Here is a 25,258-nt window from a genome sequence, read left to right as displayed (position 1 = left end):
CTCAGCCGCGCGGCATCTGCAACGATGCGAAGCAGGTGAAGCCGCCCTGCCCGCGCTGCAGGCGGCGGATATAGCTCACATAGGCACGATTGCTCTCGTAGGTCGTACCGGGCAACTGTGTGCCGGACAGCGCCCGCTTGACCTCTTCACCCTTGAACGGTCGCGAAGCTGGCGGAAACGCGCCCTTCGTACCCGACGCGACGACGTTCCCGGCGGGATCGATGAAACTGCCCGCGCGCCCCATGTCGGGCACCGGAATTTCGCAGTTCAGCACCGATCCGGCGGTCTGCGCCAGCGCCGGACGGATCGACACCACCGCCCCCGCGGTCACCGCGCCGAGCATCAACACGCGGCGGCGGCTTGCAATGCCCTCACCCGGTTCAGCCCGGTCTCGTTCGATCTGATCGTGGCCGTCGGTCGGCGTTTCGTCGCTCATGGCACCCCTGCTAGCGCATGCTGAGTTTCATATTCGCTAAGCCGAGGCAAGCACATGCCGCGTATCGTTGCGGGACTCGCAAGCGCTGACGCTCTTTCGATGCGGAGTCAGGGCGTGATCGTCCCGGATCACCTTCCGACGTTCGTCATGCCGTCCCCCCTGCCCCCGGTCGCTAACTTGGGCTAGCGCATCGCGCATGATGTCCCGATTCGTCCGACGGCTCAGCGGTGCGCTCACGATCGCGCTCTGCACCGCCGTCGGCGTCTATCTCGTCGAGGGGCGGATCGACGGTGCCGCCGTCGCCCTCGTCGGCACGGTCGCCGTTGCGCTTGCCGCGATGGGCCGCGGCGACGAAGGACAAGCGGTTACCGGCCACAATGCGCCGGATGCCGAAGCGCTGCTTGGCGAGGTGCTCGACGTGATCGCAGAGCCCGTGCTGCTGGTTCGCAGCGGCATCGTCACCTGCGCCAATGCCGCCGCCAAAGCATTGCTCGGCCGCCATATCGTCGGTGAGGACGTCCGCGTTGCGATCCGCCACCCCGCTGCCGCCGACCGGCTGACCTCGGGCGCGCCACTGCCCGGCCGTCCCGTGGAACTCGTCGGGCTCGGCACCCCCGATCAGCGATGGGAAATGCGGACGGGCGAAACCGGCGATGGTGCGCGGATTGTCCATCTCGTCGATCAGTCGGGCAATTATGCTGCGGAAAAGATGCGCGTCGATTTCGTGGCCAACGCCAGCCATGAACTCCGTACGCCGCTCGCCTCGATCCTCGGCTTCATTGAAACGCTGAACGAAGAAGCCGGCGAGGACCCCGGTCTGCGCAAACGCTTCCTCGACGTGATGTTCGCCGAGGCACAGCGGATGCAGAGACTGGTCGAGGATCTGATCTCGTTATCGCGCATCGAGGCTGAGAAATACCGGCTGCCCGGCGACCGTCTTGATCTCGGCGAATTGCTCGAGGATGTCGCTGCGGAGATCGAGGCGGCGCGCAGCCCACGGGCGGAGAATGTCGCGATCACCATCGAACCCGACCTGCCGCACGTGATCGGCGATGAGGCGCAGCTATCGCAGTTGCTTCACAACCTGATCGGTAATGCGATGAAATACGGACGCCCCGGCTCCCCCGTGATCGCGACGCTCGGCCTCGACCGCTCCGGGCTGCTGCGCCTCACGGTCACCGACGAAGGCGAAGGCATCGCCCCGCAGCACATCCCGCGCCTGACCGAACGCTTCTACCGTGTCGATGCCGGTCGCAGCCGAAGCGTCGGCGGCACCGGATTGGGTTTGGCGATCGTCAAGCACATCGTCGAGCGCCACCGCGGCCGCCTGGACATCGCCAGCAAGGTCGGGGTCGGTACTGTCGTCACCGTCGCGATCCCGTCAGCGGACGCACTTGCGGGCACACCGACCGGAACCGCTGTCATCAAAGGGTAACCGAACCGTCACACAGGCGGGGCGTGGGCAAGCGAATTCTCTTTTTTGGTCTGACGCTGTGCCTCGCGGGCTGTCAGGATCAGGCGAACGGCGGCGGTGGCGGATCGCGCGATCAGATCACCGCGGTCGGATCGTCCACCGTCTATCCCTTCACCACCCTCGTCGCCGAATCCTTCGTCGCCAACAATCCCGACGCGAAGGCGCCGGTGATCGAATCGACCGGCACCGGTGCGGGCATGAAGCTGTTCTGCGCCGGCGTCGGCGCGGGCCACCCGGATATCGAGGACGCGTCGCGCCGGATGAAGCGCAGCGAATATGCCGCCTGTCGGAATAACGGCGTCGGCCCGGTCATGGAGGTGCAGGTCGGCATCGACGGCATCGCCTTTGCCGAGGCGAAGAACGGGCCGGGTATGACCCTGACGCCCGCCGACCTCTATCGTGCGCTGGCCGCAGCGCCGCTCGGTCGTCCCAATACCGCGAAGGTCTGGCGCGACGTCAACCCGGCGCTGCCGGCGACACCGATCCAGGTCTATGGCCCACCGGCGACCAGCGGCACCCGGGATGCCCTTGCCGAACTGATCCTGACGCGCGGGTGCGAGGCGATCGACCCCCGCGCGAAGACGCTCGACCCGGAGGCGCACAAGGCGCTGTGCACGCGGGTGCGCGAGGATGGCGTCTATGTCGATGCCGGCGAGAACGACAATCTGATCGTCCAGAAACTCGCCGCCAATCCGAACGCGATCGGCGTGTTCGGTTACAGCTACCTCGAACAGAATCTCGGCACCGTGGACGGCGTCGCGATCAACGGCGTGAAGCCGACCTATGCGACGATCGCCGCGGGCGCCTACCCCGGATCGCGCCCGCTCTACGTGTACGTCAAGAAGGCGCACCTCCGCGCCATCCCGGGCCTCGCGACCTTCCTGAAGCTGTATGCCGCCGCCTGGGGGCCGGACGGCCCGCTGGTCCGCCGCGGCCTGATCGCCGCACCGGAAGCGGTGCGGGCGAAGGCGGCAGCGGTGGTGGCGAACGAGACGCCGCTGAACCCGGCGGAGCTGGGGTCGTGACCCCCGCCCCGCGCCCCTCGTCACCCCGGACTCGTTCCGGGGTCCACGCTTCGGCGAGGGAGATGCTTCGAGCTTCGAGGTCCACCGTTGTGGCTCTGTGGACCCCGGAAGGAGTCGGGGGTGACGGTGGACATGGGGCAACCACCCCGCTTTCCCGCGAACGCGGGCACCCAGAGCCAAGCAGCCGAGCGGCCCGGAACCCTGGGCTCCTGCGTCCGCAGGAGCACGTGCCTTCGGGCTTGGCCGGACCCGCCCGATGACCGGCCTCGCCATCGTTCTCGTCGTCTTCGGCCTCGCGCTGATCGGCTGGCTCGCCGCGCGCATGCGTGCTGCGACCTTCCGCAAGCCCGGCGTGGCGCGCTTCACCGCCCTCCCCGTCCACTACGGCTATTTCGTCGCGATCTGCGCCCTCGTGCCGCCACTGCTGTTCCTGGGCATCTGGAGCCTCACCTCGCCCGCGCTCGTCACCGATGCGGTGATCGCCACGCCCGCCGCCGCCGCGCTGCCGGCGACCGGATTCCAGCGCGCCTCCATCCTCGCCGAAGCGCGCGAACTCGCCGCCGGGCGCAGCTACGGCGCGTTCCACGACCTGTCGGCAAAGCTCGCGCCCGCCTATGCCGCCGCACAAAGCCGCTACGACTGGATCGCCACCGCGGTCGCGCTGCTGCTCGCCTTCGTCGGCGGCGGCTTCGCCTTCACCCGCGTGCGCCCGGATTTCGCCGCCCGTACACAGGTGGAGCGCGGCGTCATGCTGCTGCTGCTCGCCGCCTCGCTGATCGCGATCCTGACCACCGTCGGCATCGTCGCATCGCTGCTGTACGAATCCGCGCGCTTCTTCAGCATCGTGGGCGTCGGCGAATTCCTGTTCGGCACCCACTGGAGCCCGCAGGTGATCGACGCGCGCGATCCCGGCGCATCGCTCGGCGCGGTCCCGCTGTTCTGGGGGACGTTCTTCATCGGCGCGGTCATCGCGATGGCGGTCGCGATCCCGTTCGGGCTGATGAGCGCGATCTACCTGACGCAATATGCTCACGCCCGCACGCGTCGCTGGATGAAGCCGGTACTGGAGATGCTCGCCGGCGTCCCCACCGTCGTCTACGGCTATTTCGCCGCGCTCACCGTCGCCCCCGCGGTCCGCGAGCTGGGCCTGACGCTCGGCATCGCCAACGCCTCGTCGGAAAGCGCGCTGGCGGCGGGCGCGGTCATGGGGATCATGATCATCCCCTTCGTCTCGTCGATGGCCGACGATTCGATCGCCGCCGTTCCCGCATCGATGCGTGACGGCAGCCTCGCGATGGGCGCGACCAGCTCGGAAACGATCCGCAAGGTCATCCTGCCCGCGGCGCTGCCCGGCGTCGTCGGCGGCATATTGCTGGCGGTCAGCCGCGCGATCGGCGAGACGATGATCGTCGTCATGGCGGCCAGCGGCGTCGCGACGCTCACCGCCAACCCCTTCGCCAGCACCACCACGGTCACCAAGCAGATCGTCGACCTGCTGACCGGCGAGGCGGAGTTCGACAGCGCCAAGACGCTCGCCGCCTTCGCGCTCGGCCTGACCTTGTTCGTTATCACGCTGGCGCTGAACGTCGTCGCGCTCACCGTCGTGAAGCGGTATCGGGAAGCCTATGAGTAACGCCCGCCAGCCCACGGACTGGAAGGCCGCAGCCGTTCAGCGTCGCACCCGCCGCCGCTATGCCGCCGAGCGCCGTTTCCGGCTGCTGGGGCTGGCCGCGGTATGGTTGTCGGCAAGCTTCCTCGCCTTCCTGCTCGCGAGCATGCTGTGGCAGGGCGCCAGCGGCTTCCGCCAGACCCGCGTCGCCCTGCCGATCGACCTCGCCGCCGCGAAGCTGATGGTGACGCCCGCACAGCTGAAAGGCCGCGGTGCCGACCTCGCGCTTGCCGGCGCAGGGTTGGAAGGCATCGTCGATCGCGCGGCCGTGCAGGCCTACGGCGGCGCCGGCACCGACCTGCTGTCGGATGGCGCATGGCTGGTGGTGCGGGATGCGATCAAGCGCGATCCTGCCGTGCTCACCCGCCGGGTCACTATCGATGTGCCAGTCGACAGCGCCCTCGACGTCGCCGCCAAGCGCGACGGAACCCCGCAGGCCGAAGCGATCATCGCCAGACTGAAGGCGCGGGGTGTGCTCACCACGGGCTGGAACCTCGGCTTCCTCACCGCGGCGGATTCGACCGATCCGACCCGCGTCGGCATCTGGGGCGCGTTCAAGGGGTCGCTGCTCACCATGCTGGTGACGATCGGCCTCGCCTTCCCGATCGGGGTGCTCGCCGCGCTCTACCTCGAGGAATACGCCCCGCGGAACCGCTGGACCGACCTGATCGAGGTGTCGATCAACAACCTCGCCGCCGTCCCCTCGATCATCTTCGGCCTGCTGGGGCTGGCGGTGTTCCTCGGCACCTTCCACCTGCCCCGTTCCGCGCCGCTGGTCGGCGGGCTCACGCTCGCACTGATGACGATGCCCGTCATCGTCATCGCCGGTCGCAACGCGATCAAGGCCGTCCCCCCCTCGATTCGCGACGCAGCATTGGCGGTGGGCGCATCGCCGGTGCAGGTGGTGTTCGACCACGTCCTGCCGCTCGCGCTGCCCGGCATCCTCACCGGCACGATCATCGGTATGGCCAGAGCGCTGGGCGAGACCGCGCCGCTGCTGATGATCGGCATGCGCGCCTTCATCGCCGCCCCGCCATCGCGGCTGACCGACCCCGCGACGGTTCTGCCGGTGCAGATATTCCTGTGGTCCGACGACGTCGACGGCGGCTTCATCGAGAAGACATCGGCGGCGATCATCGTGCTGCTGGTGTTCCTGCTCGCGATGAACGGCCTCGCCATCTACCTCCGCAACCGTTTCGAGACCCGCTGGTGACCCACAAGATCTCTGCGCATGACGTCAGCGTCTTCTACGGCGCGAAACAGGCGATCGACCATGTCTCGATCGACGTCGATCAGGACAATGTCGTCGCCTTCATCGGCCCGTCGGGCTGCGGCAAGTCCACCTTCCTGCGCACGCTCAACCGGATGAACGACACCGTCGCCTCCGCCCGCGTGACCGGCGAGATCCTGCTCGATGGCGAGGATATCTACGCCAGCGGCATGGACGTCGTGCAACTGCGCGCCCGCGTCGGCATGGTGTTCCAGAAGCCCAATCCCTTCCCCAAATCGATCTACGAAAACGTCGCCTACGGTCCGCGCATTCACGGCCTCGCCACCGCGCGCGCCGACCTCGACGCGATGGTCGAACAGTCGTTGCGCCGCGCCGGTTTGTGGGACGAGGTGAAGGATCGCCTCACCGACAGCGGCACAGCGCTGTCCGGCGGCCAGCAGCAGCGGCTCTGCATCGCCCGCGCCATCGCCGTCGATCCGGAAGTGATCCTGATGGACGAGCCGTGCAGCGCGCTCGACCCGATCGCGACCGCCAAGATCGAGGAACTGATCCACGAGCTGAAGGGGCGCTACGCGATCGTGATCGTCACCCACAACATGCAGCAGGCGGCGCGCGTATCGCAACAGACCGCCTTCTTCCACCTCGGCCAATTGGTCGAGTTCGGCGCTACGAGCGATATTTTTACCAACCCGCGGGAGGAGCGCACCCGCGACTACATTACCGGACGGTACGGCTAATGGTGGAACATACGGTCAAGGCATTCGACGCCGATATCGGGCAGCTGCGGGGTATGATCTCGCAGATGGGGGGGCTGGCGGAGGATGCCATCGCGCTGGCGATGCAGGCGTTGCAACGCCCCGACCCCGAACTCGCCGCGCGCGTTCGCGCCGACGACAAGGCGATCGACGCGATCGAGGCGGAAGTCGAGCGGCTCGCCGTCCGCATCATCGCCCTGCGCGCGCCGATGGCGGTCGACCTGCGCGAGGTCGTCGCGGCGCTCAAGATCGCGGCGGTGGTCGAGCGCATCGGCGATTACGCCAAGAACATCGCCAAGCGTGTTCCCATGATCGACGGCGAACACCGTATCGAGCCGCTGTCGCTGCTCCCCGCGATGGCGCGGATGGCGAGCGACATGGTGCGCGCCGCGCTCGATGCGTTCGCCGCCCGCGACGCAGAATCCGCCGTCCGGGTCGTGGAGAGCGACGCGGCGCTCGATGATTTTTACGACAGCATCTTCCGTACGCTGGTGACCTACATGGTCGAAAACCCGCGGACGATCAGCCAGGTCGCCCACCTGCTGTTCGTCGCCAAGAATCTGGAACGCATCGGCGACCACGCGACCAACGTCGCCGAGATGGTCTATTTCGCCGCAACCGGCACCCAAATGGCCGACCGCGACCGCGGCGGCAATAACGAGGACAGACGCTGATGGCACGCGCATCCATGCTGCTGGTCGAGGACGATGCCGCCCTCGCCGAACTGCTGATCTATCACTTCAAGCGTGAGGATTTCGAGGTCGCGCACACTCCTGATGGCGAGGAAGCGCTGCTGCTCGCCAAGGAAAAGGCGCCCGACATCGTCCTGCTCGACTGGATGGTCGAGGGATTGAGCGGGATCGAGGTCTGCCGCCGCCTGCGCCGGATGACCGAGACGCAGAACGTTCCCATCATCATGCTGACCGCGCGCGGCGAGGAAGAGGACCGCATCCGCGGCCTCGAAACCGGCGCGGACGATTACGTCACCAAGCCCTTCAGTCCCCGCGAACTCGTTGCCCGCGTCAGCGCGGTGCTGCGCCGCGTCCGCCCGGCGCTCGCCGGCGAAGCGCTGACCTATGACGACATCGAGATGGACACCGTCGGCCACAAGGTCCGCCGCTCGGGCGAGGTCGTGCCGCTCGGGCCGACAGAATTCCGCCTGCTCAAGCATTTCCTCGAACATCCCGGCTGGGTGTTCAGCCGCGAACGGCTGCTCGACGCAGTGTGGGGACATGACAGCGACATCGAGAGCCGCACCGTCGACGTCCACATCCGCCGACTGCGCAAGGCGATCAATATCGGCGAACGGCCCGACCTGATCCGCACGGTGCGTTCTGCCGGATATTCGCTCGATTCGGGCGCGTAATAGAATCGGGCGCGAAACGAAGGAGAAAAGTCGGAACTGGGACGTTGGGCGGGGGCGCTGACGAAAAATGCAGCGCATGAGATTCCTAAGGAGACCCCGCAATGAAGCTCATTCTGCTGGCCGCCACGGCCCTGATCTCTGTTCCTGTCCTGGCACAGACCACTCCGGCGGCGCCCCCCGCACAGACCGCTCCCGCCGGCGCCGCCGATCAGAGCATGACGCCGCCGCCCGCCGATGCGTCCACGCCGCCGGCAGATGCGGCCGCTCCTGCAGATCCTGCCGCCGCAGCGGCCCCGGCCCCGGCGGACGCCGCACCGATGCCACAGGCATCGACGCCTGCGCCGATGACGACGGGTTCGGGATCGCCGGCGGGTGGTTACGCGCCGACCGGTTCTGCGCTGAGCGGTGGCACCCCGGGCAGCACGCTGCCACCGGTGTTCCGCCCGGCGCAGACCCCCGATCAGGCCTATCCCGCTCCCGCCCCACTCGCCAAATATCCGGTGTGCAAGAAGGGTCAGTACGACCAGTGCATCCAGCGCGGCGGCAAGTAAGGTCGATGTCGCGGCAACCGGCATGACCGGTTGCCACATCGCACCTAACGTTTAGGTAAAGGCGCTCCAACGATAGTGAGGAGCGCCTTTTCCATGTCCCCCATCCGCTTCGACGGCAAGGTCGCGATCGTCACCGGTGCCGGCAATGGCCTTGGTCGCCACTATGCGCTCGAACTGGCGCGCCGCGGTGCCAGAGTGGTCGTCAACGATCTGGGCGGGTCACGGGACGGCACCGGCCATTCCGACGCGGCGCTGGCCGTGGTGGACGAAATCCATGCTGCCGGCGGCGAGGCGATGTCCAACGGTGGCAACGTCGCGGAATACGACCAGATGGCCGAGATGGTCGCGAAAGCCAGGGAGGCCTGGGGTGGCGTCCACATCCTCATCAACAACGCAGGCGTGTTGCGCGACAAAACCTTCGCGAAGATGGACCCTGCCGATTTCGAATTCGTCGTACGCGTCCACCTGCTGGGCTCCGCCTTTGCTACGAAAGCGTGCTGGGATACGTTTCGAGAGCAGAATTACGGCCGCGTACTGATGACCGCATCGTCGAGCGGGCTGTTCGGCAATTTCGGTCAGGCAAACTACGGTGCGGCCAAGATGGGCATCGCGGGTCTGGCCCGGACACTCGGCATCGAAGGCGCGAAGAACGACATTCGCGTCAACACGATTGCGCCGACAGCGGGCACGCGCATGACCGAAGACCTGTTTCCCAAGCAGGCCTTCGACGCATTCGCGCCTGAAAAGGTCGCCCCCGGCGCGCTCTATCTCGTCAGCGAGGACGCCCCCAGCAACGTGATCCTCGGCGCCGGTGCCGGCGTGTTCCAGTCGTCCTACGTTACGCTTACCCCCGGCACACTGCTGACCGGCGATGATCTGTCACCCGAGGGCGTCGCCGCGCACTGGACTGCGGTCACGGATCGCACCGGAGAGATCGTGCCGAAGATGGGAGGCGAGCAGGCGATGGCGATCGGCAAGCTGCTCCAAAGCGGCTGAACGGCAGCCCAGGCGCGATCGTCTGACCACATTCCAGACCGTCATCCCCGCACACGCGCTGATCCGGACGCACGCTGACAGGAATAGACCGCGGGCACTGCGACCATGGGTGCCCGCCTGCACACGGATGACAGATCATCGAGAGGCTGGCGCACCATCCTCCCAAAGGTGTATTGATTCAATAACACACAGCTGGTACGCTCATGCATCAACAGGGAGGATCACCATGTACAGCGAAAGCGACATCGATGGTGCGGTGACGGCGGGGGCTATATCACGAGAGGCCGCGGCAGCGTTGCGCGCGCACATCGCGGCAAGCCATGAGACGCCGGCCGTGGACGAAGAGCATTTCCGGCTGCTCACCGGTTTCAACGACATCTTCGTTTCCATAGCGATCGTCCTGCTACTGGTCGCCCTTGGCCAGATCGGTCTTCGGCTGTCCTATCCGCTCGCTGGCGGGCTGGTTGCCGGCGGGGCGTGGCTGCTGGCCGAATATTTCACCGCGCGACGCCGCATGGCGCTGCCGAGTATCCTGCTGTTGATCGTCTTCGTCGGCGGTGTCGCGGGGGCGCTCGCCGGCGCGGTGGAACTGGTCGCACCGGACATCGATGGCCGGGAAGGTGCGCTGGCAGCTGCCGGTATCGCACTGTGTGCGGCGGGGGCGGCGTGGCTGCACTGGCGGCGCTTCATGGTACCGATCACCGTCGCGGCTGGTGCGGCCGCGCTGGTCGCCACAGCCATCGGCCTTGTCCTCGCAGCGGTTCCGCAGATCGAGAAAGCGGTCTGGCCGTTGCTGCTGATCGGTGGCCTTGGCGTCTTCGCCACGGCGATGCGCTGGGACATGAGCGATACGCAGCGCCAGACCCGCCGCTCCGACGTCGCGTTCTGGCTCCACCTCACCGCCGCCCCGATGATCGCGCATTCGATCTTCCAGATGCTGGGCGTATTCAGGGCGGATATCGGCGTCGCCATGGCGATCGTCGTGGTGGCGCTGTACATCGCGTTCGCTGCCATCGCACTGGCAGTCGATCGCCGGGCGCTGCTCGTATCCGGCCTCGCTTATGTTCTGGCTGCGCTCTACGCGCTGTTCCGCAGCGCGGGAGCGGTCGAACTGGGAACGGCGCTTACCGCCTTCGTGATCGGGTCGGCGCTGCTGTGCCTCTCGGCGTTCTGGCAGCCGATGCGTCGTGCGGTCGTGACCGCCTTGTCGCAATCGCTGCGCCATCGCCTGCCGCCGGTAGCGATGGCCTGATCGCCGCCGACAATCGCTCGTGCCAACCGAACGCAGCAGCCCGGAATCCATGACGGAATCCGGGCTGTTTCGCTCTGCCGGCAATGACGACTGCCGTTCTAGTCGACCAGCTTCATCAGCCGCCGCTCAACGGGTGCGAGCACCGGACCCAGTTCATGGCCACGCTTGAGCACCATGCCCTGTTCGCCGATCAGCGCCCACATCCCCTGTCGCCCGCGCAGCGCCGGGCGTTTCTCGATCCGGAATTCCGGGCGCTCGGCGGCACGGCGAAACGCCGCGAAAACCGCGGCATCCTTGCCGAGGTTCATGGCATAATCCTTCCAGTGCCCGGCAGCGACCATGCGGCCATACAGGTCGAGGATCCGGGTGAGCTCGGCACGTTCGAAGCCGATCTGCGATGGCTGCCCACCATGCGGAAACGGTGTGACGATCCCCATCAGGCGCGATCACGCTCCGCTTCGGGCGCCTGTTCCGCCAACAGCGCATCCAGCCGCTTGCGCATCGATTCCAGCTCGCAGCGCATGATCTCCATCTTCTGCGTCGCCGGATCGAACATGTCGCTGCACGGGGTGCCGTAAGGAACGAAGCGCGCCGGCGCAGCGGACGCCCCGCCTTCGACCATCGTCGCGCGTGCCGGGATGCCGACCATCACCGCGCCTTCGGGCACGTCCTTCGTCACCACTGCGTTGGCGCCGACGCGCGCGCGTCGGTCGACCAGAATCGGCCCCAGCACCTGCGCACCCGATCCGATGATGACGCCGTCGGCCAGCGTCGGGTGCCGCTTGCCCGCGACGCCGTTATCGGGGCTGGTGCCACCGAGCGTGACGCATTGATAGATGGTGACGTCGTCGCCGATCTCCGCCGTTTCGCCGATTACGACGAAACCGTGGTCGATGAAGAAGTTACGGCCGATCTTGGCGCCCGGATGGATGTCTATCGCGGTCCATGCCCGCGCGATGTGGTTGACCAGCCGCGCCATGAAGAACCAGCGCCGCCGGTACAAAGCATGCGCGATGCGGTGGAACCCCAGCGCCCATACCCCCGGATACAGCAGGATTTCGGCCCGCGAATGCGGTGCCGGATCGCGCGCCCGGATCGAATCGAGATAGGCGGCGAACCGTCCGAACATCCATCGTTCCCCTTGCAGACCTCCGCATGTAATCTTTCCGGCAACCGATTTCCATGCCCGCCCGGTCGCAACTTTGCCGTGGCAAACTCCAGCTTTGTTGTAGGGATTGCGTACGCCGTGCACGGTGCATGGGTCTGAACCGTTTCGCGTCCTTCCGGAGTTACCGTCGCCGATGCCCGAGTTTCTTACCGCCATCGACTGGAGCCAGGTGTTGCCGTTCATCGCGATCGGTTTCGCCGCGCAGGTCGTCGACGGCGCGCTCGGCATGGCATTCGGCGTCATCAATTCGACATTGCTGGTGACCGTGATGGGCGTGCCTCCCGCGGTCGCCTCGGCCAGCGTGCATGCCGTGGAAACCTTCACCACCGCCGCGTCGGGCGTCAGCCACATCGTTCACAAGAACGTCGACTGGAAGCTGTTTCGACGGCTGGTGATTCCCGGGGTGATCGGCGCGATATTGGGCGCGACACTGCTGAGCAACGTCGATGCGTCGGTCGCGAAACCGTTCGTGATGCTGTATCTCGCCTGCATCGGCATCTATCTGTTGTTTCGTGCGGTGAAGGGGCGGATCGAGCCGCGGAAGCCCAGAGTGATCGCGCCGCTCGGGCTGATCGGCGGTTTTCTCGACGCGGCGGGCGGCGGCGGCTGGGGGCCGGTGGTGACCAGCAACCTGCTGATCCAGGGCGCGACGCCGCGGCATACGATCGGCACCGTCAACACCGCGGAGTTCTTCCTGACCGCGACGGCGTCGGTCACCTTCTTCTTCGCGCTCGGTTGGTCGGCGTTCACGCTGCATACGCTCGGCATCCTGATCGGCGGCATCATCGCCGCGCCGTTGGGCGGCGTGCTGGCGAAGCGCGTACCGACCCGGGGACTGATGGCGCTGGTCGGCGTGCTGCTGACGCTCACCAGTGCCTGGTCCGTCTACGCCGCACTCGCGAAGTGATTCGCGCACGCAAGTGCATGGCCTAAGGTGCTACGATCGTTATTGATCGGCTGATCCGATCACGCAGTGCAAACAGATTAATTTTGCGCTGCGGCATGAGCACCTATATCCGGTTCACACCATTCAATACCGGAGACCAACATGGCCCTCATCGGCAGCAAGCTGAAGCCGTTCACCACCCAGGCCTATAAGGAAGGCAAGTTCGTGCAGGTCAGCGACGCTGACGTGCTGGGCAAGTGGGCGGTATTCTTCTTCTACCCGGCGGACTTCACGTTCGTCTGCCCGACCGAGCTGGAAGACCTCGCCGACGTATACCCCACGCTCCAGAAGATGGGCGTCGAGGTGTTCAGCGTGTCGACCGACACCCACTTCAGCCACAAGGCGTGGCATGACAGCTCGCCCGCGATCGGCAAGATCAATTACTTCATGCTGGGCGATCAGAACCACAGCATCAGCAACAACTTCGAGATCCTGCGCGAAGGCCAGGGCCTCGCCGATCGCGGCACGTTCGTGATCGATCCCGAAGGTGTGATCCAGCTGATCGAAGTGACCTCGGAAGGCGTCGGCCGCAACGCCGCTGAACTGCTCCGCAAGATCAAGGCCGCGCAGTATATCGCCGCGCATCCGGGCGAAGTCTGCCCCGCGAAGTGGGAAGAGGGCGAAGAGACGCTCGCCCCCAGCCTCGACCTCGTCGGCAAGATCTAAGGTTTTCGTGCCGGACCGCGGCGACGCGACATCCGGCACGCAACCCCATCCCCGCCCTTCCCCGAGGGTCAGGGTGATCGCGGCCCGGGGTGGACCTCCCTCCACCTCGGGCCGCTTGTTTGTGACGACCCGTACTTTCCAGGAGTTTCCGCCATGCTCGACGCCAATCTGACGCAGCAGTTGAAGGCCTATCTGGTCAACATCCGCCAGCCCATCGAGCTGGTCGCGAGCCTGGGCGACGACGCGAAGTCGCGCCAGATGGCCGAACTGCTCGACGAGATCGCCGCGCTGTCCGACAAGATCGCGGTCGTCACCGCCGATGACAAGCGCAAGCCCAGCTTCATGATCCGCCGCGCCGGCACCGATATCGGCGTCCGCTTCGCGGGCCTGCCGATGGGTCACGAATTCACCAGCCTCGTGCTCGCCCTGCTCCAGGTCGGCGGCCACCCGTCGAAGGCGGCGCTGGAGCTGATCCAGCAGGTCGAGGCGCTCGACGGCGATTTCCACTTCGAAACCTTCTTCTCGCTGTCCTGCGCCAACTGCCCCGACGTGGTGCAGGCGCTCAACCTGATGGCCGTCCTCAACCCGCGCGTCACGCACACCGCGATCGACGGCGCGCTGTTCCAGGACGAAGTCGCCACCCGCAAGGTGATGGCCGTCCCCACCGTCTTCCTCAACGGCGAACCCTTCGGTCAGGGCCGGATGGAGCTCGAACAGATCGTCGCCAAGCTCGACACCGGCGCCACCGCGCGTACCGCGGAGAAGATCGCGCAGAAGGACCCGTTCGATGTTCTCGTCATCGGCGGCGGCCCCGCCGGCGCGGCCGCAGCCATCTACACCGCGCGCAAGGGCATCCGCACTGGCATTGCCGCCGAGCGCTTCGGCGGGCAGGTGCTCGATACGATGGCGATCGAGAATTTCATCTCGGTCCAGCACACCGAAGGGCCGAAGCTCGCCGCCGAGCTGGAACGCCACGTCCGCGACTATGACGTCGACATCATGAACCTGCAACGCGCGGCAAAGCTGATCCCGGCGACCGGCGAAGGCGGCCTGCACGAGATAGTGCTCGACAGCGGTGCAACGCTGAAAGCGAAGACCGTCATCCTTTCGACCGGCGCCCGCTGGCGGCAGATGAACGTGCCGGGCGAAGACGCGTACAAGAACAAGGGCGTGGCCTATTGCCCGCATTGCGACGGCCCGCTCTACAAGGGCAAGCGCGTCGCGGTGATCGGCGGCGGCAATTCGGGTGTCGAGGCGGCGATCGACCTCGCCGGCATCGTCGCGCACGTCACGCTGATCGAATATGACAGCGATCTGCGCGCCGACGCGGTGCTCCAGCGCAAGCTCGCCAGCCTGCCCAACGTCCGCATCATCACCTCTGCGCTCACCACCGAAGTGCATGGTGACGGCGAGAAGGTGACCGCGCTGTCCTATCGCGACCGCAACACCGACGCGATGCACCGCGTCGATCTGGAGGGCATCTTCGTGCAGATCGGCCTCGTGCCCAACACCGAATGGCTGGCGGGCGCGATCGCGCTGTCGCCCCGCGGCGAGGTCGAGATCGACCACCGCGGCCACACCTCGCAGCCGGGCATCTTCGCGGCGGGCGACGTGACCACGGTGCCGTTCAAGCAGATCGTCATCGCGATGGGCGAGGGCTCGAAGGCGGCGCTGTCGGCGTTCGACCACCTCATCCGCCTGCCGGCGGAAGAGACCCACGACTGGGAAGAAGCGGCGGAGTAGCGTCCTAATTCCTCCCTCGCTTCAGCGGGGGAGCTGGCAGCGCAGCTGACGGAGGGGCGTTTCCGCGAGCCTTTAGGTTAGTCGCTTACCTCCCCCTCCGTCACCGCTTTGCGGCGCCACCTCCCCCTGGCGGGGGAGGAATAAGGTAGCGAGGGGACTGGCGCGGCCTGCCCCGCCCCTCTATCTCGCCCGGCATGGCGGCGACCTACCTCCCCACGCTCAAACAGCTCCAATATCTCGTCGCGCTGAAGGATGCGGGCCACTTCGGCCGCGCCGCCGAAGCCTGCTTCGTCACGCAGTCCACGCTGTCCGCCGGCCTGCGCGAACTCGAAACCCTCATCGGTGTCACCCTTGTCGAGCGCACCCGCCGCGTCGTCCGCTTCACGCCGCTGGGCGACCGCATCGCCGACAAGGCGCGCCGGGTCCTGCGCGAGGCGGAGGAACTCGGCGACATCGCCCGCGCTGCCGGCCGGCCGCTGTCGGGCGAAATGCGGATGAGCGTCATCCCTACGATCGCGCCGTTCATGCTCCCGCATATCCTCCCCCGCCTGCGCCGCGACTATCCCGACCTCAAGCTGTTCCTGCGCGAAGAACCCTCGGGCGCGGCCTGCGAAGGCCTCCACAACGGCCGCACGGACTGCGTGCTGCTCGCGCTGCCGTTCGCCTGCGGCGATGTCGCCTCATACCCGCTGTTCGACGACAAATTGTTCGTCGCCTATTTGCCACAGGATATGCCGAGTGATCCGCCCAGCATCCCCGCGTCACTGATCGACGAAACGCGCCTGTTGCTGCTGGAGGATGGCCACTGCCTGAAGGATCACGCGCTCTCCGCCTGCAACCGCCCCGAATTGCGCGCGGAGGCGACAATGCTCGGCACATCGTTGCACACGATCGTGCAGATGGTCGACAATGGCCTCGGCATGACGATGCTGCCCGAAATGGCGCTGAAGGCCGGTATCCTCGACCATACCGATATCGTAGCGCGGCCCCTCGATGCCGAAAATGCCATTCGCCGGATCGCACTGGTGTGGCGCAAGGCATCCCCACGCGAAAAGGACTTCCAGCTTCTCGCCGAGGCGCTGGCACAAGCCCGTTGATGCAACCCTGACGCCGCCCGGGCGTAGAGGAGCGTACGTGACCCAGACCATCCTCATCCGCGCGCGGCGCTTTGCCGTTCCCGTACTCCTGTCGCTGCTGGCCGGCTGCGTGCCGCCCGCGGCGTCGCCGGTCATCGCTCCACCACCGGTGGCCAGTGCACCGGTCGCCGTCGACCCGTCCCGCATGGAATCGGAGGCGACGATCGCCACGTCGATCGCCTCGACACCTGGACTCGGCATGCTGGCGATGGAATTGCGTACCGCCGAACTCGACCAGCTGCTGGGTGGCGATGGCCCCTACACGCTGTTCGCGCCTACCGACGCGGCTTTCGCCCACCTCGCCCCCGGGATCGCTCGCGACCTGCTGGCACCTGAGAACCGTTCGGCGCTGGTGGCGCTACTCCGCTACCATGTCGTTGCGGGCACGATGACCACGGAACAGTTGACGGACCGTATCCGCGCCGGCGGCGGACGCGCGACGCTGACCACGTTGGGCGGCCAGTCGATCACGGCGACGATGACTGGCGACGTCATCACACTGACCAGCGTCACCGGCAACCGCAGCTACGTCGAGGCGGCGGATGTCGCGCAGGTCAATGGCGTGATCCATGTGGTGAACGGCGTGCTGGTGCCGAAGCTGCCGTAAAGTCGATTTGGTCATACCGGCAAACGAACCCGGGATGACGTGGGAGAGTCTATATCTCCCATCGCTCCGCCGCTGCCGTATCCGCCGCACGCGCCTCGACCCACTCCGCCTTGCTGCCACGGGTCTCGCGTTTCCAGAACGGTGCATCGGTTTTCAGCCGATCGATCAAATAAGCGCACGCCTCAAGCGCCGCAGCCCGATGTGGCGCCGATGCCGCCACGAAGACGATCCGTTCGCCCGGCGCCATCGGCCCGACCCGATGCACGATCGACGCCGCGCCCAGCGACCAGCGCGCCACCGCCTCTTGCGCGACCCGCACCAGCGCGGCCTCGGTCGCGCCGGGGTAATGCTCCAGCTCCAGCGTGCCGACACCATCATCGGCACGGACCAACCCGCTGAACGTCGCGACCGCGCCCGCGCCGGCCGCCTGCTCGGCAAGCGCCATTTCCGTTGCCACATCGATCGGCGTGCGATCGACCACCACCCGGATCATCCGCCGGTCACCGGAGGGAATAACGCGATCTCACGTGCGCCGGCGATGCTGGCGTGCATCGTGACGAAGCCCTGATCGACGGCGGCCCGCAATCGGACGCGATCCGCCAGCGCCCCAGCGCTCACGTTGTCTCGCGCCGCCAGCCATTCGACCAGATCGGCAACGCTGGCCACTGCTGCCGGTGGATCGACCGTTTCCTGCGCCTTGCCCATCCGCTCCCGCACCCAGGCGAAATACAGCATCTCGATCGCCATCGGTTCAGTCCATGTGCTTCAGGCCGACGCGGAGGTAATCCCAGCCCGTCACCAGCGTCAGCGCCGCCGCCGCCCATAGACAGGCAAGACCGGTCGCCTTGATCCACACCTGCGCCGGCAGCGCGCCCGCGAGGATCAGCGCACCGAAGGCGACGAGCTGAAGCGTCGTCTTCCACTTGGCGAGCTTCGATACCGGCAGCGATACCTGAATACCGGCCAGAAATTCACGCAGGCCCGACACCGCGATCTCGCGGAGCAGGATGATGAGCGCGGCGATCAGGTGCACGCCGGTGATGAGCGCCATGTCGTCGTGCCGCGTGCCGACCAGCATCAGGATCACCGCAGCGACCATGATCTTGTCGGCGATCGGATCGAGGAACACGCCGAGCCGCGACACCGCGCCCTGCGCCCGCGCGAGATAGCCGTCGAAATAGTCGGTGATGCCCATCAGGCAATACAGCGCGAAGGCGATGCCGAACCCCGCCTCCCAACGCGGCCACCACAGGAAGGCGACGAGCAACGGCACCGCGACGATCCGCGACAGCGTCAAAAGGTTGGGCAAGGTCAGCATCCTGTTCTCCCTACTCTGGTGCGCGCGCCTGCGTAACCCCGTGCCGCACCCCGTTGCCCCCACATCCTGCCATCATTCCACATGGGTTGGCGGATCGCGTGGCCCCCATCGGCGATGCCCCGTTGGCGATGCTGGCCCGCTGGGCTATGCCCGCCGCAATATCGCCACGATCGAAGGCCGACTTTCGCATGCTGAATGCCATGGGGTTGCTGAGGCAGCGCCGCTTCCTTCCCCTCTTCGCCACCCAGTTCCTCGGCGCGTTCAACGACAATCTGTTCAAGACGTCGATGGTGCTGTTCGCGACCTATGCGATCTTCAACGATCCGCACATGGAAACGAACTTCAACGCGCTGGCGACCGGAATCGCCATCCTGCCGTTCTTCCTGTTCTCCGCGCTCGCCGGACAGCTGGCGGACAGCCACGACAAGGCGCGGATCATCCGAATCGTAAAAACGGCGGAGATCGGCATCATGCTGCTCGGCGCCGCCGGGTTGATGGTGGCGCGTGCGGGCTATCCGGGCGCGGGGATCGGCCTGATGCTGGGTGCGGTGCTGTTCCTCGGCGTGCATTCGACGTTCTTCGGGCCGATCAAATACGCAATCCTGCCGCAGCATCTGAAGCCGTGCGACGTGCTCGGCGGCACCGGGCTGGTCGAGGCGGGAACGTATCTCGCGATCCTGCTCGGCACCGTCATGGCCGGGTACGTACCGATCGAGGGCGCGGCGATCCTCGTCATCGTCGTCGCGCTGATCGGCTGGATCACCGCGCGGCAGGTGCCCCCTGCGCCACGCGAGGGCCCGCGACTGAAGCTCAACTACAATCCCTTCACCGCATCCTGGCGGCTGATCCGCACGACGATGCACATCCCGCGTCTGTTCCTCGCCATCTGTGCGATCAGCTTTTTCTGGACGATCGGTGCAGTGCTGATCATCATTTTTCCGCCGCTGGTGAAGAACGTGCTCACGGCCGACGAACGCGTCGCAAGCGGTGCGATCGCTGTGTTCTCGGTCGGGGTGGCGATCGGATCGGTGGTCATCAACACGATGCTGAAGGGTCGCATCAGCGCGCGCTATTCACCGCTATCGGTGATCGCGATGGGCGTGTTCGTGGTGATATTCTCATTCCTGTGCCGCAGCTGGATCCCCGCGGCGCCGGGCACCTATTACGACTGGAGCGAGTTCGTCGCGCAGCCGCGCGCGGTGCCGATCATGCTGAGCCTGCTCGCAATCGCGACCACCGGCGGCATGTTCGTGGTGCCGCTCTACGCATTCCTGACGACCACGGTCGAAAAGGATCAGACCGCACGCACCGTCGCTGCGAACAATGTCGTCAATTCGGGTGCTATGACGCTTGGATCGGTGGTGGCGATCGGCATCAACGTGATGGGCGTCCGGCCCGTCGACATGCTGTTCCTCGTCGCGGCGATGTGCCTGGTGTCGGCCTGGATCGCACAAAAACTGCATGCTGCCTGCGATTAGGTCGCAGATGCCCGATCAGAAGATCAGGGTGTAGAAACAGGTAAAGAAAGCAGCGAAGCTCAACAGGAACAGCTTCCAGTCGGAATCGTCGTTGCTGCCGGCATGCGCCACAACCGGTGGCGGCAGCGACCGGCGAAGCGGATGGCGAGCGGACTCGTTGGTCAGGACTAGGCGTCGGGTCATCATGAAGACGTTAACGCCGCGTTTACGATTGGGACCAGTCGCAAAGGTGGTTAAGCAGGCGCTGTCCGAAGATGGGACATTCCGGAAAAGGCTGATTTATGAGTGTCGCGTTCCGTCGCGAGAGCGATGAAGAGCATCTGGAACCGAAGTTCGAACGTCCGATCCCGGCCGGCCCGAACCTGGTGACGCGCGCCGGCAAGGCGCTGATCGATGAGCGGATCGCGGCGCTGGAGACATCGCTGACGGTGGCCGCTGCGGCGGACATCGACGCGATCAGACGTGACCTGCGGTACTGGCATACCCGGCGCACGACGGCGATCGAGACCGCCGCGCCTGCGGACGGCAGCATCGGCTTCGGCAGCCGGATCGTCGTCGACATCGCCGGCAAGCGGCGCGACATCGTCATCGTCGGTGACGACGAGGCCGATCCCCCGCGGGACCGGATCGCCTATGGCGCGCCGCTGGCGCGGGCGCTGATGGGTGCGGAGGCCGGCGACCGACTCCCGTTCAACGGGCGGGCCGATGCGATCGAGGTCATCGCCGTAAGTGCAGAGGCCTGAGCCGAACTACAAGGCCATCGCTGGCCCCGTAGTTCGACCGTCGGGCACCGGGGAGCGCCCTGCGGCCGGTGGGCCAATGTGGGAGAGAACGCCACCGACGCATAAACATAGCGACAGCGTGTTGCGGCGATGTGTCCATGTCGCGCGGGTCAGGACATCGCTGCGCAACACACGACGGTAAAAGCGCGCACGAAGGAGTTCGTGCATGTCCGTCGCCCATTCCGTGAATGCCTGCATCGCCACCCGGCACAAACCCGGTCGCGGACAGACCAGCAGCGGCGGCATCCGCCGGGCGCGCTGCACGTGCTGCGGCTTGCGCCTGATGCGGACGGCGATCAGCCGGCAGTGGATCATCGCTGACGAGATCGGCTGATCCCCGATATCCGGCCGGATCGGCGGGCGTCAGATCGGCAGGGTCACGCGAGCGATCGCGCCGCCGTCGGGATGGTTGCCGATCGTCGCGTCGCCGCCATGCGCCCGTGCCACGCCCCTGACGCTGCTGAGGCCCAGACCGATGCCGCCGGTATCCCGGTTGCGCGACCGCTCGCCGCGGTAAAAGGGGTCGAACAGATGGTCGAGATCGTCGGGGTCGATCCCCGCTCCGTGATCGCGCACCGCGATCACCGCATGTCCATCCGCCTGCGCGAGCGTCACTTCGGCATCCCCGGCATATTTCAGCGCATTGCCGACGAGGTTGCCAACCAGCGCCTTCAATCCCGCCGCATCGCCCTCGATCACCAGCGGATCGCCGTCGTGCAGCGTCACCGGCTCCCCGCGGTCGGCGAGATCGTCGGTCACGCTCTCGACCAGCGAGCGCAGGTCGAGCCGGCGACGTTCACCGATCTGGTTGCCATCGCGGAAGAAGCCGAGTGCAGCCTGCAGCATCGCCTGCATGTCGCGGATGTCCGATTCGCTGCGCGTGCGCAACGGCTCCGGCGCCTGTTCCAGCCGCAGGCCCAGCCGCATCAGCGGCGTGCGCAGATCGTGGGCGATCGCGGCGATCATCGTCGTGCGATCCTCGACATAGCGGTTGAGGCGCGCCTGCATGCGGTTGAACGCTTCCGCCGCCTCGGCAATCTCCGCGGGGCCGCCGAGCGGCACCGGCGCGGCACGCGGATCACGACCCAGCCGCTCCGCCGCCGCACCGAAGGCCGCGATCGGTTTGATCAAACGGCGTGCGAGCAGCCAGGCGAAGGGCGCTACCGCCAGCATCGCCGCGAGCAGCCACAGCAAGGCCCGCCAGCGCCAGCTCTCGAACCCGGTCCGCGCGCCGCGCACGCTCGTCCAGCTACCGTCGGGGCGCTGCACCGAGACGGTGAAATGCCCGAACAGGATCTGGTTCCGCGCATCGGGCGAGCGGCGCGTTGGGGACAAGCCCCTGAGGCGCGGCAACGGTCCGAACGCCATCGGTGGCGGACCGCCACCGAAATGAACGTGCACGCGGTCGGCGGCGATCCCCAGCTGACTCGCGATGGCGCCCGCCAACAGGTTGCCGCGTTCGTCGTACGGTGCGGCATTGTCGGCATCGTCCGACAGCAGCAATTCGCCACTGGCATCGCGCCCGGCCCGCAACGCCGCCACGACCTGCGCCACGGAATAGATGCGCGGCGTGGGCGGCGCGATCGACACTACCAGCGCGACGTTGAGCGCCTGTACTGCCGCTACGCTGAGCAGCATCACCAGAAATACCCGCCAGAACAGCGACCGTCGCGCCCATCGCCATGCAGCCCGACGTGGCTGCGTGAGGTCGGTCACAGGCGACCGACGGCGGGTACGAACAGATAGCCCTCGTTGCGGATGGTGCGGATGATCTCGTCCCCGCCAGTCCGCAGCTTGCGACGCAGGCGGCTGATCTGGACGTCGATCGCGCGATCGAACGCGTCCGAATTCGGACCGCGCGCCGTCTCCAGCAGCAGTTCGCGCGACAGCACCCGTCGCGGGCGTTCGGCAAAGACGCGCAGCAGCGCGAACTCGCCATCGGTCAGACCGACCAGAACGCCCTGCGCATCGACCAGTTCGTGTGCCAGCAGGTCCATCGTCCATCCGTCGAAGGTCAGGCGGGACCGGTCCTGCGGCTCGGCCTGCTGCCGGCTGCGCAGTGCGGCACGAACCGTGGCCAGCACCTCGCGCGCGCTGCACGGCTTCGGCAGATAATGGCTCGCCCCGATCTCCAGCCCGACGATCCGATCGCGTTCCTCGCCCAGCGCGCTCAGCATGATGACCGCCGGACCGCCGTCGCGAGTGATCCGGCGGCAGGCGGAAATGCCGTCCTCGCCCGGCATCATCACGTCGAGCAGCACCGCATCGATCCGTTCGCGCGCCAGCACCGCATCCATTTCGCGCGTGTTCGCCGCCGCCGATACGCGATAGCCGCGTGCGCCCAGACTGTCGGTCAACAACGTGCGGATATCACGGTCGTCGTCGACGATCAGGATAGAGGCGGGCTCGTCGACGGGTTGCGGGATCGCGCTCATCATCATGCCGCCTTCATGCCGATCATTTGTTGCAGTGGAATATCCAATCCGGGCCAGACAGAGCATGCGACTGGACATCCGACCGCAACATGGGGCTGGTTGATGACAGCTTCTGGAGAATCGTCATGACCCGCAAGATTGCCTGCGCACTATTCGTCGTAGCCTGCACCGCCGCCGCAACCGCACAGGGGAACCGCCGCACCTTCATCAGCCCGATGGGACAACCGTTCCACGGTAGCGACGCCGCGCCCGATCCCGAGCGCGCGTGGTTCACCGCGGCCGATGCGAACGGCGACGGGAAGATCACGATTGCCGAGTTCAAGAGCGACGCCGGCCGCTTCTTCGCCGCGCTCGACCGCAAGCGCGACGGCGAGATCGATCCGGACGACATCGATTATTACGAGAACACCATTGCGCCGGAGGTGCGGTCCAGCGACGGCGGCCGCGGCATCATCGCGCGCGGTTCCGATTCGAATGCGCAGGGTGGCCCCAAGGCCCCCTTGTACGATGCAGGCAAGTTCGGGGCAGCGCGGTTCAGCTACTTCGACCTGCCCGAACCGGTCACCGCAGCCGATCGCAACTTCAATCGCGGCGTCGACCCGCGCGAATTCGGCGATGCCGCCGACAAGCGTTTCGCATCGCTCGATACCGGGAAGGACGGGGCGTTGAGCTGGGACGAGCTACCCCATGTCAACGTCCGCGTAGAAGCGTCAGGCAAGCGGCGTGGGAAGCGTGGACGCGACGGAATGTGACCCGCGTGGGGAGCAGCACATGACGGCTGCTCCCCACGTAGTCGGTCTTCGGTGTCAGTCCAGCCGGCGTGCCAGTTCCTTGTTCAGGCCCAGTGCGACCAGTGTCGCGACCGCGCCCGACAGCAGATACCCGCCCGCGGCGATCAGGCCGAACTGGCTCGCCAGAACCAGGGCGGCCAGCGGCGCGAAGCCCGCACCAAACAGCCATGCGAGATCCGAGGTCAGCGCCGCGCCGGTGTAGCGCGCCCGCTTCGGGAAGTTGTTGGTCACCGCGCCCGACGACTGGCCGAAGGCGAGGCCAAGCAGGATGAAGCCGCCGATCATGAACGCCAGCTCGCCCGCATCCCCGCCGGCCAGAAGTTGCGGCGCGAATCCGCTGAACACCGCGATCGCCGCGGCGGTGTAGCCCAGCACCGAACGCCGTCCGATCCGGTCGGCGAGCAGACCCGAGATTACTACCGAGCCGAGCCCGAAGAACGCACCGATGATCTCGATCCCCAGGAAGCGCGCGATATTCTCGTCCGTATACAACGCGACCCACGACAGGGGAAACACCGTCACCATGTGGAACAAAGCGAAGCTGGCCAGCGGTGCGAACGCACCGATGACGATGTTGCGCCATTGCGCCTTCACCGTTGCCGTCACCCGCGACGGGGTCAGCTCTCGGCTCTTGAACTGTTCGGTGTATTCCGGCGTAACCACGATGCGCAGGCGCGCGAACAATGCCACCACGTTGACCGCGAAGGCGACGAAGAACGGATAGCGCCAGCCCCACGACAGGAAATCGACCATCTCCATGTTCGCGAGGAAGAAGGCGAACAGCGCGCTCGCCACGATCAGGCCAAGCGGGGCGCCGAGCTGAGGCACCATCGCGTACCAGCCGCGCTTTTCCGGCGGCGCGTTGAGCGCCAGCAGCGAGGCGAGGCCGTCCCATGCACCGCCCAGCGCCAGCCCCTGGCCGATGCGGAACGCCGCCAGCAGGAACGCCGAAGCAGCGCCAACCTCGGCATATCCGGGCAGGAACGCAAGCGCGACGGTGGACGTCCCGAGCAGGAACAGCGCGATGGTCAGCTTGGTGCCCCGGCCATATTCGCGATCGACCCACATGAAGATCTGCGTACCGAACGGGCGGGCGATGAACGCCAGCGGGAACAGCGCGAACGACCAGAGCGTCCCGGTCAGACGATCGACATATGGAAACACCAGCGCCGGGAACACGATGACCGATGCGATGGCGTAGCAGAAGAAGTCGAAGAATTCCGACGTCCGCCCGATGATGACGCCGATTGCGATCTCACCGGGACGGACCTCATGGTCGCCCCGCGTGTTGACGGCACGGGCATCGCGTTCGAGCGGTGCGGAATGGGCGGAAGCCACTGACATGTATCGCAGTCCTGTCGTCTCGCGGCCCAGCGGCCACCGGTCATCAACGCACTGCGTCCCCAAAAGGACGCAGCACGAACACGCGCTTC

The 25,258-nt window shown here is 66.5% G+C and carries 29 protein-coding genes; 19 read left to right on the top strand and 10 right to left on the bottom strand.

Going from position 1 to position 25,258, the window contains the following annotated elements; translation table 11 throughout:
• Nucleotide 1: 1 nt before the first annotated feature.
• Entirely contained in the window at nt 2–436 is a 435-nt protein-coding gene (locus LRA87_RS03280; RefSeq protein ID WP_230629275.1) for a hypothetical protein, read from the bottom strand.
• A 196-nt stretch (nt 437–632) separates the two neighbouring features.
• Between LRA87_RS03280 and LRA87_RS03275 the strand changes: the two genes are divergently transcribed.
• The 10 genes from LRA87_RS03275 (at nt 633) to LRA87_RS03230 (ending at nt 10,755) form a co-directional block, all read left to right on the top strand.
• Entirely contained in the window at nt 633–1,871 is a 1,239-nt protein-coding gene (locus LRA87_RS03275; RefSeq protein ID WP_230629150.1) for an ATP-binding protein, read from the top strand.
• A 23-nt stretch (nt 1,872–1,894) separates the two neighbouring features.
• Nucleotides 1,895–2,935 carry a substrate-binding domain-containing protein gene (locus LRA87_RS03270; protein WP_230629148.1) on the top strand — a complete coding sequence of 347 codons (1,041 nt, stop codon included), beginning with the start codon at nt 1,895–1,897 and terminating at the stop codon, nt 2,933–2,935.
• A 256-nt stretch (nt 2,936–3,191) separates the two neighbouring features.
• The gene (gene pstC / locus LRA87_RS03265; protein WP_230629146.1) at nt 3,192–4,568 is read left to right on the top strand and encodes a phosphate ABC transporter permease subunit PstC; all 1,377 of its coding nucleotides are present in this window, start codon (nt 3,192–3,194) and stop codon (nt 4,566–4,568) included.
• Nucleotides 4,561–5,817: a phosphate ABC transporter permease PstA gene (pstA, locus tag LRA87_RS03260; protein WP_230629144.1), complete on the top strand. Its 1,257-nt coding sequence runs from the start codon at nt 4,561–4,563 to the stop codon at nt 5,815–5,817. Before pstC ends, pstA begins: the two co-directional genes overlap by 8 nt.
• On the top strand, nt 5,811–6,572 hold the full coding sequence (pstB, locus tag LRA87_RS03255; RefSeq protein ID WP_443024835.1) for a phosphate ABC transporter ATP-binding protein PstB: 762 nt from the start codon (nt 5,811–5,813) through the stop codon (nt 6,570–6,572). The genes pstA and pstB overlap by 7 nt, the downstream gene beginning before the upstream one ends.
• Nucleotides 6,572–7,264, top strand: a complete 693-nt coding sequence (gene phoU, locus LRA87_RS03250; protein WP_230629140.1) for a phosphate signaling complex protein PhoU — start codon at nt 6,572–6,574, stop codon at nt 7,262–7,264. Before pstB ends, phoU begins: the two co-directional genes overlap by 1 nt.
• Complete coding sequence (gene phoB / locus LRA87_RS03245) at nt 7,264–7,956, top strand: phosphate regulon transcriptional regulator PhoB (protein ID WP_230629138.1); 693 nt, start codon at nt 7,264–7,266, stop codon at nt 7,954–7,956. Before phoU ends, phoB begins: the two co-directional genes overlap by 1 nt.
• 101 nt (nt 7,957–8,057) lie before the next feature.
• Nucleotides 8,058–8,507, top strand: a complete 450-nt coding sequence (locus LRA87_RS03240; RefSeq protein WP_230629136.1) for a hypothetical protein — start codon at nt 8,058–8,060, stop codon at nt 8,505–8,507.
• A 93-nt stretch (nt 8,508–8,600) separates the two neighbouring features.
• Nucleotides 8,601–9,503 carry an SDR family NAD(P)-dependent oxidoreductase gene (locus LRA87_RS03235; RefSeq protein WP_230629134.1) on the top strand — a complete coding sequence of 301 codons (903 nt, stop codon included), beginning with the start codon at nt 8,601–8,603 and terminating at the stop codon, nt 9,501–9,503.
• 226 nt (nt 9,504–9,729) lie between these two features.
• A complete protein-coding gene (locus LRA87_RS03230; protein WP_230629132.1) occupies nt 9,730–10,755 on the top strand; it encodes a hypothetical protein in 1,026 nt (341 codons plus the stop codon).
• Nucleotides 10,756–10,853: 98 nt separating this feature from the next.
• Here the strand turns inward: LRA87_RS03230 and LRA87_RS03225 are convergent, their stop codons facing one another.
• Nucleotides 10,854–11,192 carry a DUF2794 domain-containing protein gene (locus LRA87_RS03225; RefSeq protein WP_230629131.1) on the bottom strand — a complete coding sequence of 113 codons (339 nt, stop codon included), beginning with the start codon at nt 11,190–11,192 and terminating at the stop codon, nt 10,854–10,856.
• Entirely contained in the window at nt 11,192–11,884 is a 693-nt protein-coding gene (gene epsC / locus LRA87_RS03220) for a serine O-acetyltransferase EpsC (protein WP_230629129.1), read from the bottom strand. The genes LRA87_RS03225 and epsC overlap by 1 nt, the downstream gene beginning before the upstream one ends.
• 172 nt (nt 11,885–12,056) lie before the next feature.
• Here epsC and LRA87_RS03215 point away from each other — a divergent pair, with 172 nt between their 5' ends.
• From LRA87_RS03215 to LRA87_RS03195, 5 genes are all read left to right on the top strand, one after another.
• The gene (locus LRA87_RS03215; RefSeq protein WP_230629127.1) at nt 12,057–12,830 is read left to right on the top strand and encodes a sulfite exporter TauE/SafE family protein; all 774 of its coding nucleotides are present in this window, start codon (nt 12,057–12,059) and stop codon (nt 12,828–12,830) included.
• Nucleotides 12,831–12,971: 141 nt separating this feature from the next.
• Entirely contained in the window at nt 12,972–13,535 is a 564-nt protein-coding gene (gene ahpC, locus LRA87_RS03210; RefSeq protein ID WP_230629125.1) for an alkyl hydroperoxide reductase subunit C, read from the top strand.
• Between the two features lie 153 nt (nt 13,536–13,688).
• The gene (gene ahpF / locus LRA87_RS03205) at nt 13,689–15,278 is read left to right on the top strand and encodes an alkyl hydroperoxide reductase subunit F (RefSeq protein WP_230629123.1); all 1,590 of its coding nucleotides are present in this window, start codon (nt 13,689–13,691) and stop codon (nt 15,276–15,278) included.
• A 194-nt stretch (nt 15,279–15,472) separates the two neighbouring features.
• Nucleotides 15,473–16,375: a hydrogen peroxide-inducible genes activator gene (locus tag LRA87_RS03200; RefSeq protein WP_230629121.1), complete on the top strand. Its 903-nt coding sequence runs from the start codon at nt 15,473–15,475 to the stop codon at nt 16,373–16,375.
• Nucleotides 16,376–16,412: 37 nt separating this feature from the next.
• Nucleotides 16,413–17,021 carry a fasciclin domain-containing protein gene (locus tag LRA87_RS03195; RefSeq protein WP_230629119.1) on the top strand — a complete coding sequence of 203 codons (609 nt, stop codon included), beginning with the start codon at nt 16,413–16,415 and terminating at the stop codon, nt 17,019–17,021.
• Between the two features lie 49 nt (nt 17,022–17,070).
• Here the strand turns inward: LRA87_RS03195 and LRA87_RS03190 are convergent, their stop codons facing one another.
• Genes LRA87_RS03190 through pgsA form a run of 3 tightly spaced genes read right to left on the bottom strand, consistent with a single transcriptional unit; the run spans nt 17,071 to nt 18,339 of the window.
• Nucleotides 17,071–17,514: a molybdenum cofactor biosynthesis protein MoaE gene (locus LRA87_RS03190; RefSeq protein ID WP_230629117.1), complete on the bottom strand. Its 444-nt coding sequence runs from the start codon at nt 17,512–17,514 to the stop codon at nt 17,071–17,073.
• The gene (gene moaD / locus LRA87_RS03185) at nt 17,511–17,768 is read right to left on the bottom strand and encodes a molybdopterin converting factor subunit 1 (protein ID WP_230629115.1); all 258 of its coding nucleotides are present in this window, start codon (nt 17,766–17,768) and stop codon (nt 17,511–17,513) included. Before moaD ends, LRA87_RS03190 begins: the two co-directional genes overlap by 4 nt.
• Before the next feature lie 4 nt (nt 17,769–17,772).
• Nucleotides 17,773–18,339: a CDP-diacylglycerol--glycerol-3-phosphate 3-phosphatidyltransferase gene (gene pgsA, locus LRA87_RS03180; protein WP_230629113.1), complete on the bottom strand. Its 567-nt coding sequence runs from the start codon at nt 18,337–18,339 to the stop codon at nt 17,773–17,775.
• 188 nt (nt 18,340–18,527) lie between these two features.
• On the opposite strand from pgsA, the gene LRA87_RS03175 reads away from it, so the two are divergent.
• A complete protein-coding gene (locus tag LRA87_RS03175; RefSeq protein WP_230629799.1) occupies nt 18,528–19,817 on the top strand; it encodes an MFS transporter in 1,290 nt (429 codons plus the stop codon).
• Between the two features lie 15 nt (nt 19,818–19,832).
• On the opposite strand, the gene LRA87_RS03170 is transcribed toward LRA87_RS03175, so the two are convergent.
• Entirely contained in the window at nt 19,833–20,003 is a 171-nt protein-coding gene (locus LRA87_RS03170; RefSeq protein WP_230629111.1) for a hypothetical protein, read from the bottom strand.
• Between the two features lie 95 nt (nt 20,004–20,098).
• On the opposite strand from LRA87_RS03170, the gene LRA87_RS03165 reads away from it, so the two are divergent.
• Together LRA87_RS03165 and LRA87_RS03160 are read left to right on the top strand one after the other, a co-directional pair.
• Nucleotides 20,099–20,560 (top strand): GreA/GreB family elongation factor, encoded by a 462-nt coding sequence (locus tag LRA87_RS03165; RefSeq protein ID WP_230629109.1) that lies wholly within the window; start codon nt 20,099–20,101, stop codon nt 20,558–20,560.
• Between the two features lie 205 nt (nt 20,561–20,765).
• Complete coding sequence (locus LRA87_RS03160; RefSeq protein ID WP_230629107.1) at nt 20,766–20,933, top strand: hypothetical protein; 168 nt, start codon at nt 20,766–20,768, stop codon at nt 20,931–20,933.
• Nucleotides 20,934–20,962: 29 nt separating this feature from the next.
• Here the strand turns inward: LRA87_RS03160 and LRA87_RS03155 are convergent, their stop codons facing one another.
• Together LRA87_RS03155 and LRA87_RS03150 are read right to left on the bottom strand one after the other, a co-directional pair.
• Nucleotides 20,963–22,315, bottom strand: coding sequence for a sensor histidine kinase (locus tag LRA87_RS03155; protein WP_230629105.1), 1,353 nt, complete (start codon nt 22,313–22,315; stop codon nt 20,963–20,965).
• Nucleotides 22,312–23,040, bottom strand: coding sequence for a response regulator (locus LRA87_RS03150; RefSeq protein WP_443024824.1), 729 nt, complete (start codon nt 23,038–23,040; stop codon nt 22,312–22,314). Before LRA87_RS03150 ends, LRA87_RS03155 begins: the two co-directional genes overlap by 4 nt.
• A 119-nt stretch (nt 23,041–23,159) precedes the next feature.
• Here LRA87_RS03150 and LRA87_RS03145 point away from each other — a divergent pair, with 119 nt between their 5' ends.
• Complete coding sequence (locus tag LRA87_RS03145; RefSeq protein ID WP_230629103.1) at nt 23,160–23,786, top strand: hypothetical protein; 627 nt, start codon at nt 23,160–23,162, stop codon at nt 23,784–23,786.
• Nucleotides 23,787–23,840: 54 nt separating this feature from the next.
• Here the strand turns inward: LRA87_RS03145 and LRA87_RS03140 are convergent, their stop codons facing one another.
• A complete protein-coding gene (locus LRA87_RS03140) occupies nt 23,841–25,169 on the bottom strand; it encodes an MFS transporter (protein WP_230629101.1) in 1,329 nt (442 codons plus the stop codon).
• Nucleotides 25,170–25,258: the final 89 nt, after the last annotated feature.

Source organism: Sphingomonas sp. Leaf37 (genome assembly GCF_920939475.1).
GTDB lineage: Bacteria > Pseudomonadota > Alphaproteobacteria > Sphingomonadales > Sphingomonadaceae > Sphingomonas.
This window is presented reverse-complemented; position numbering and strand designations above follow the sequence as displayed.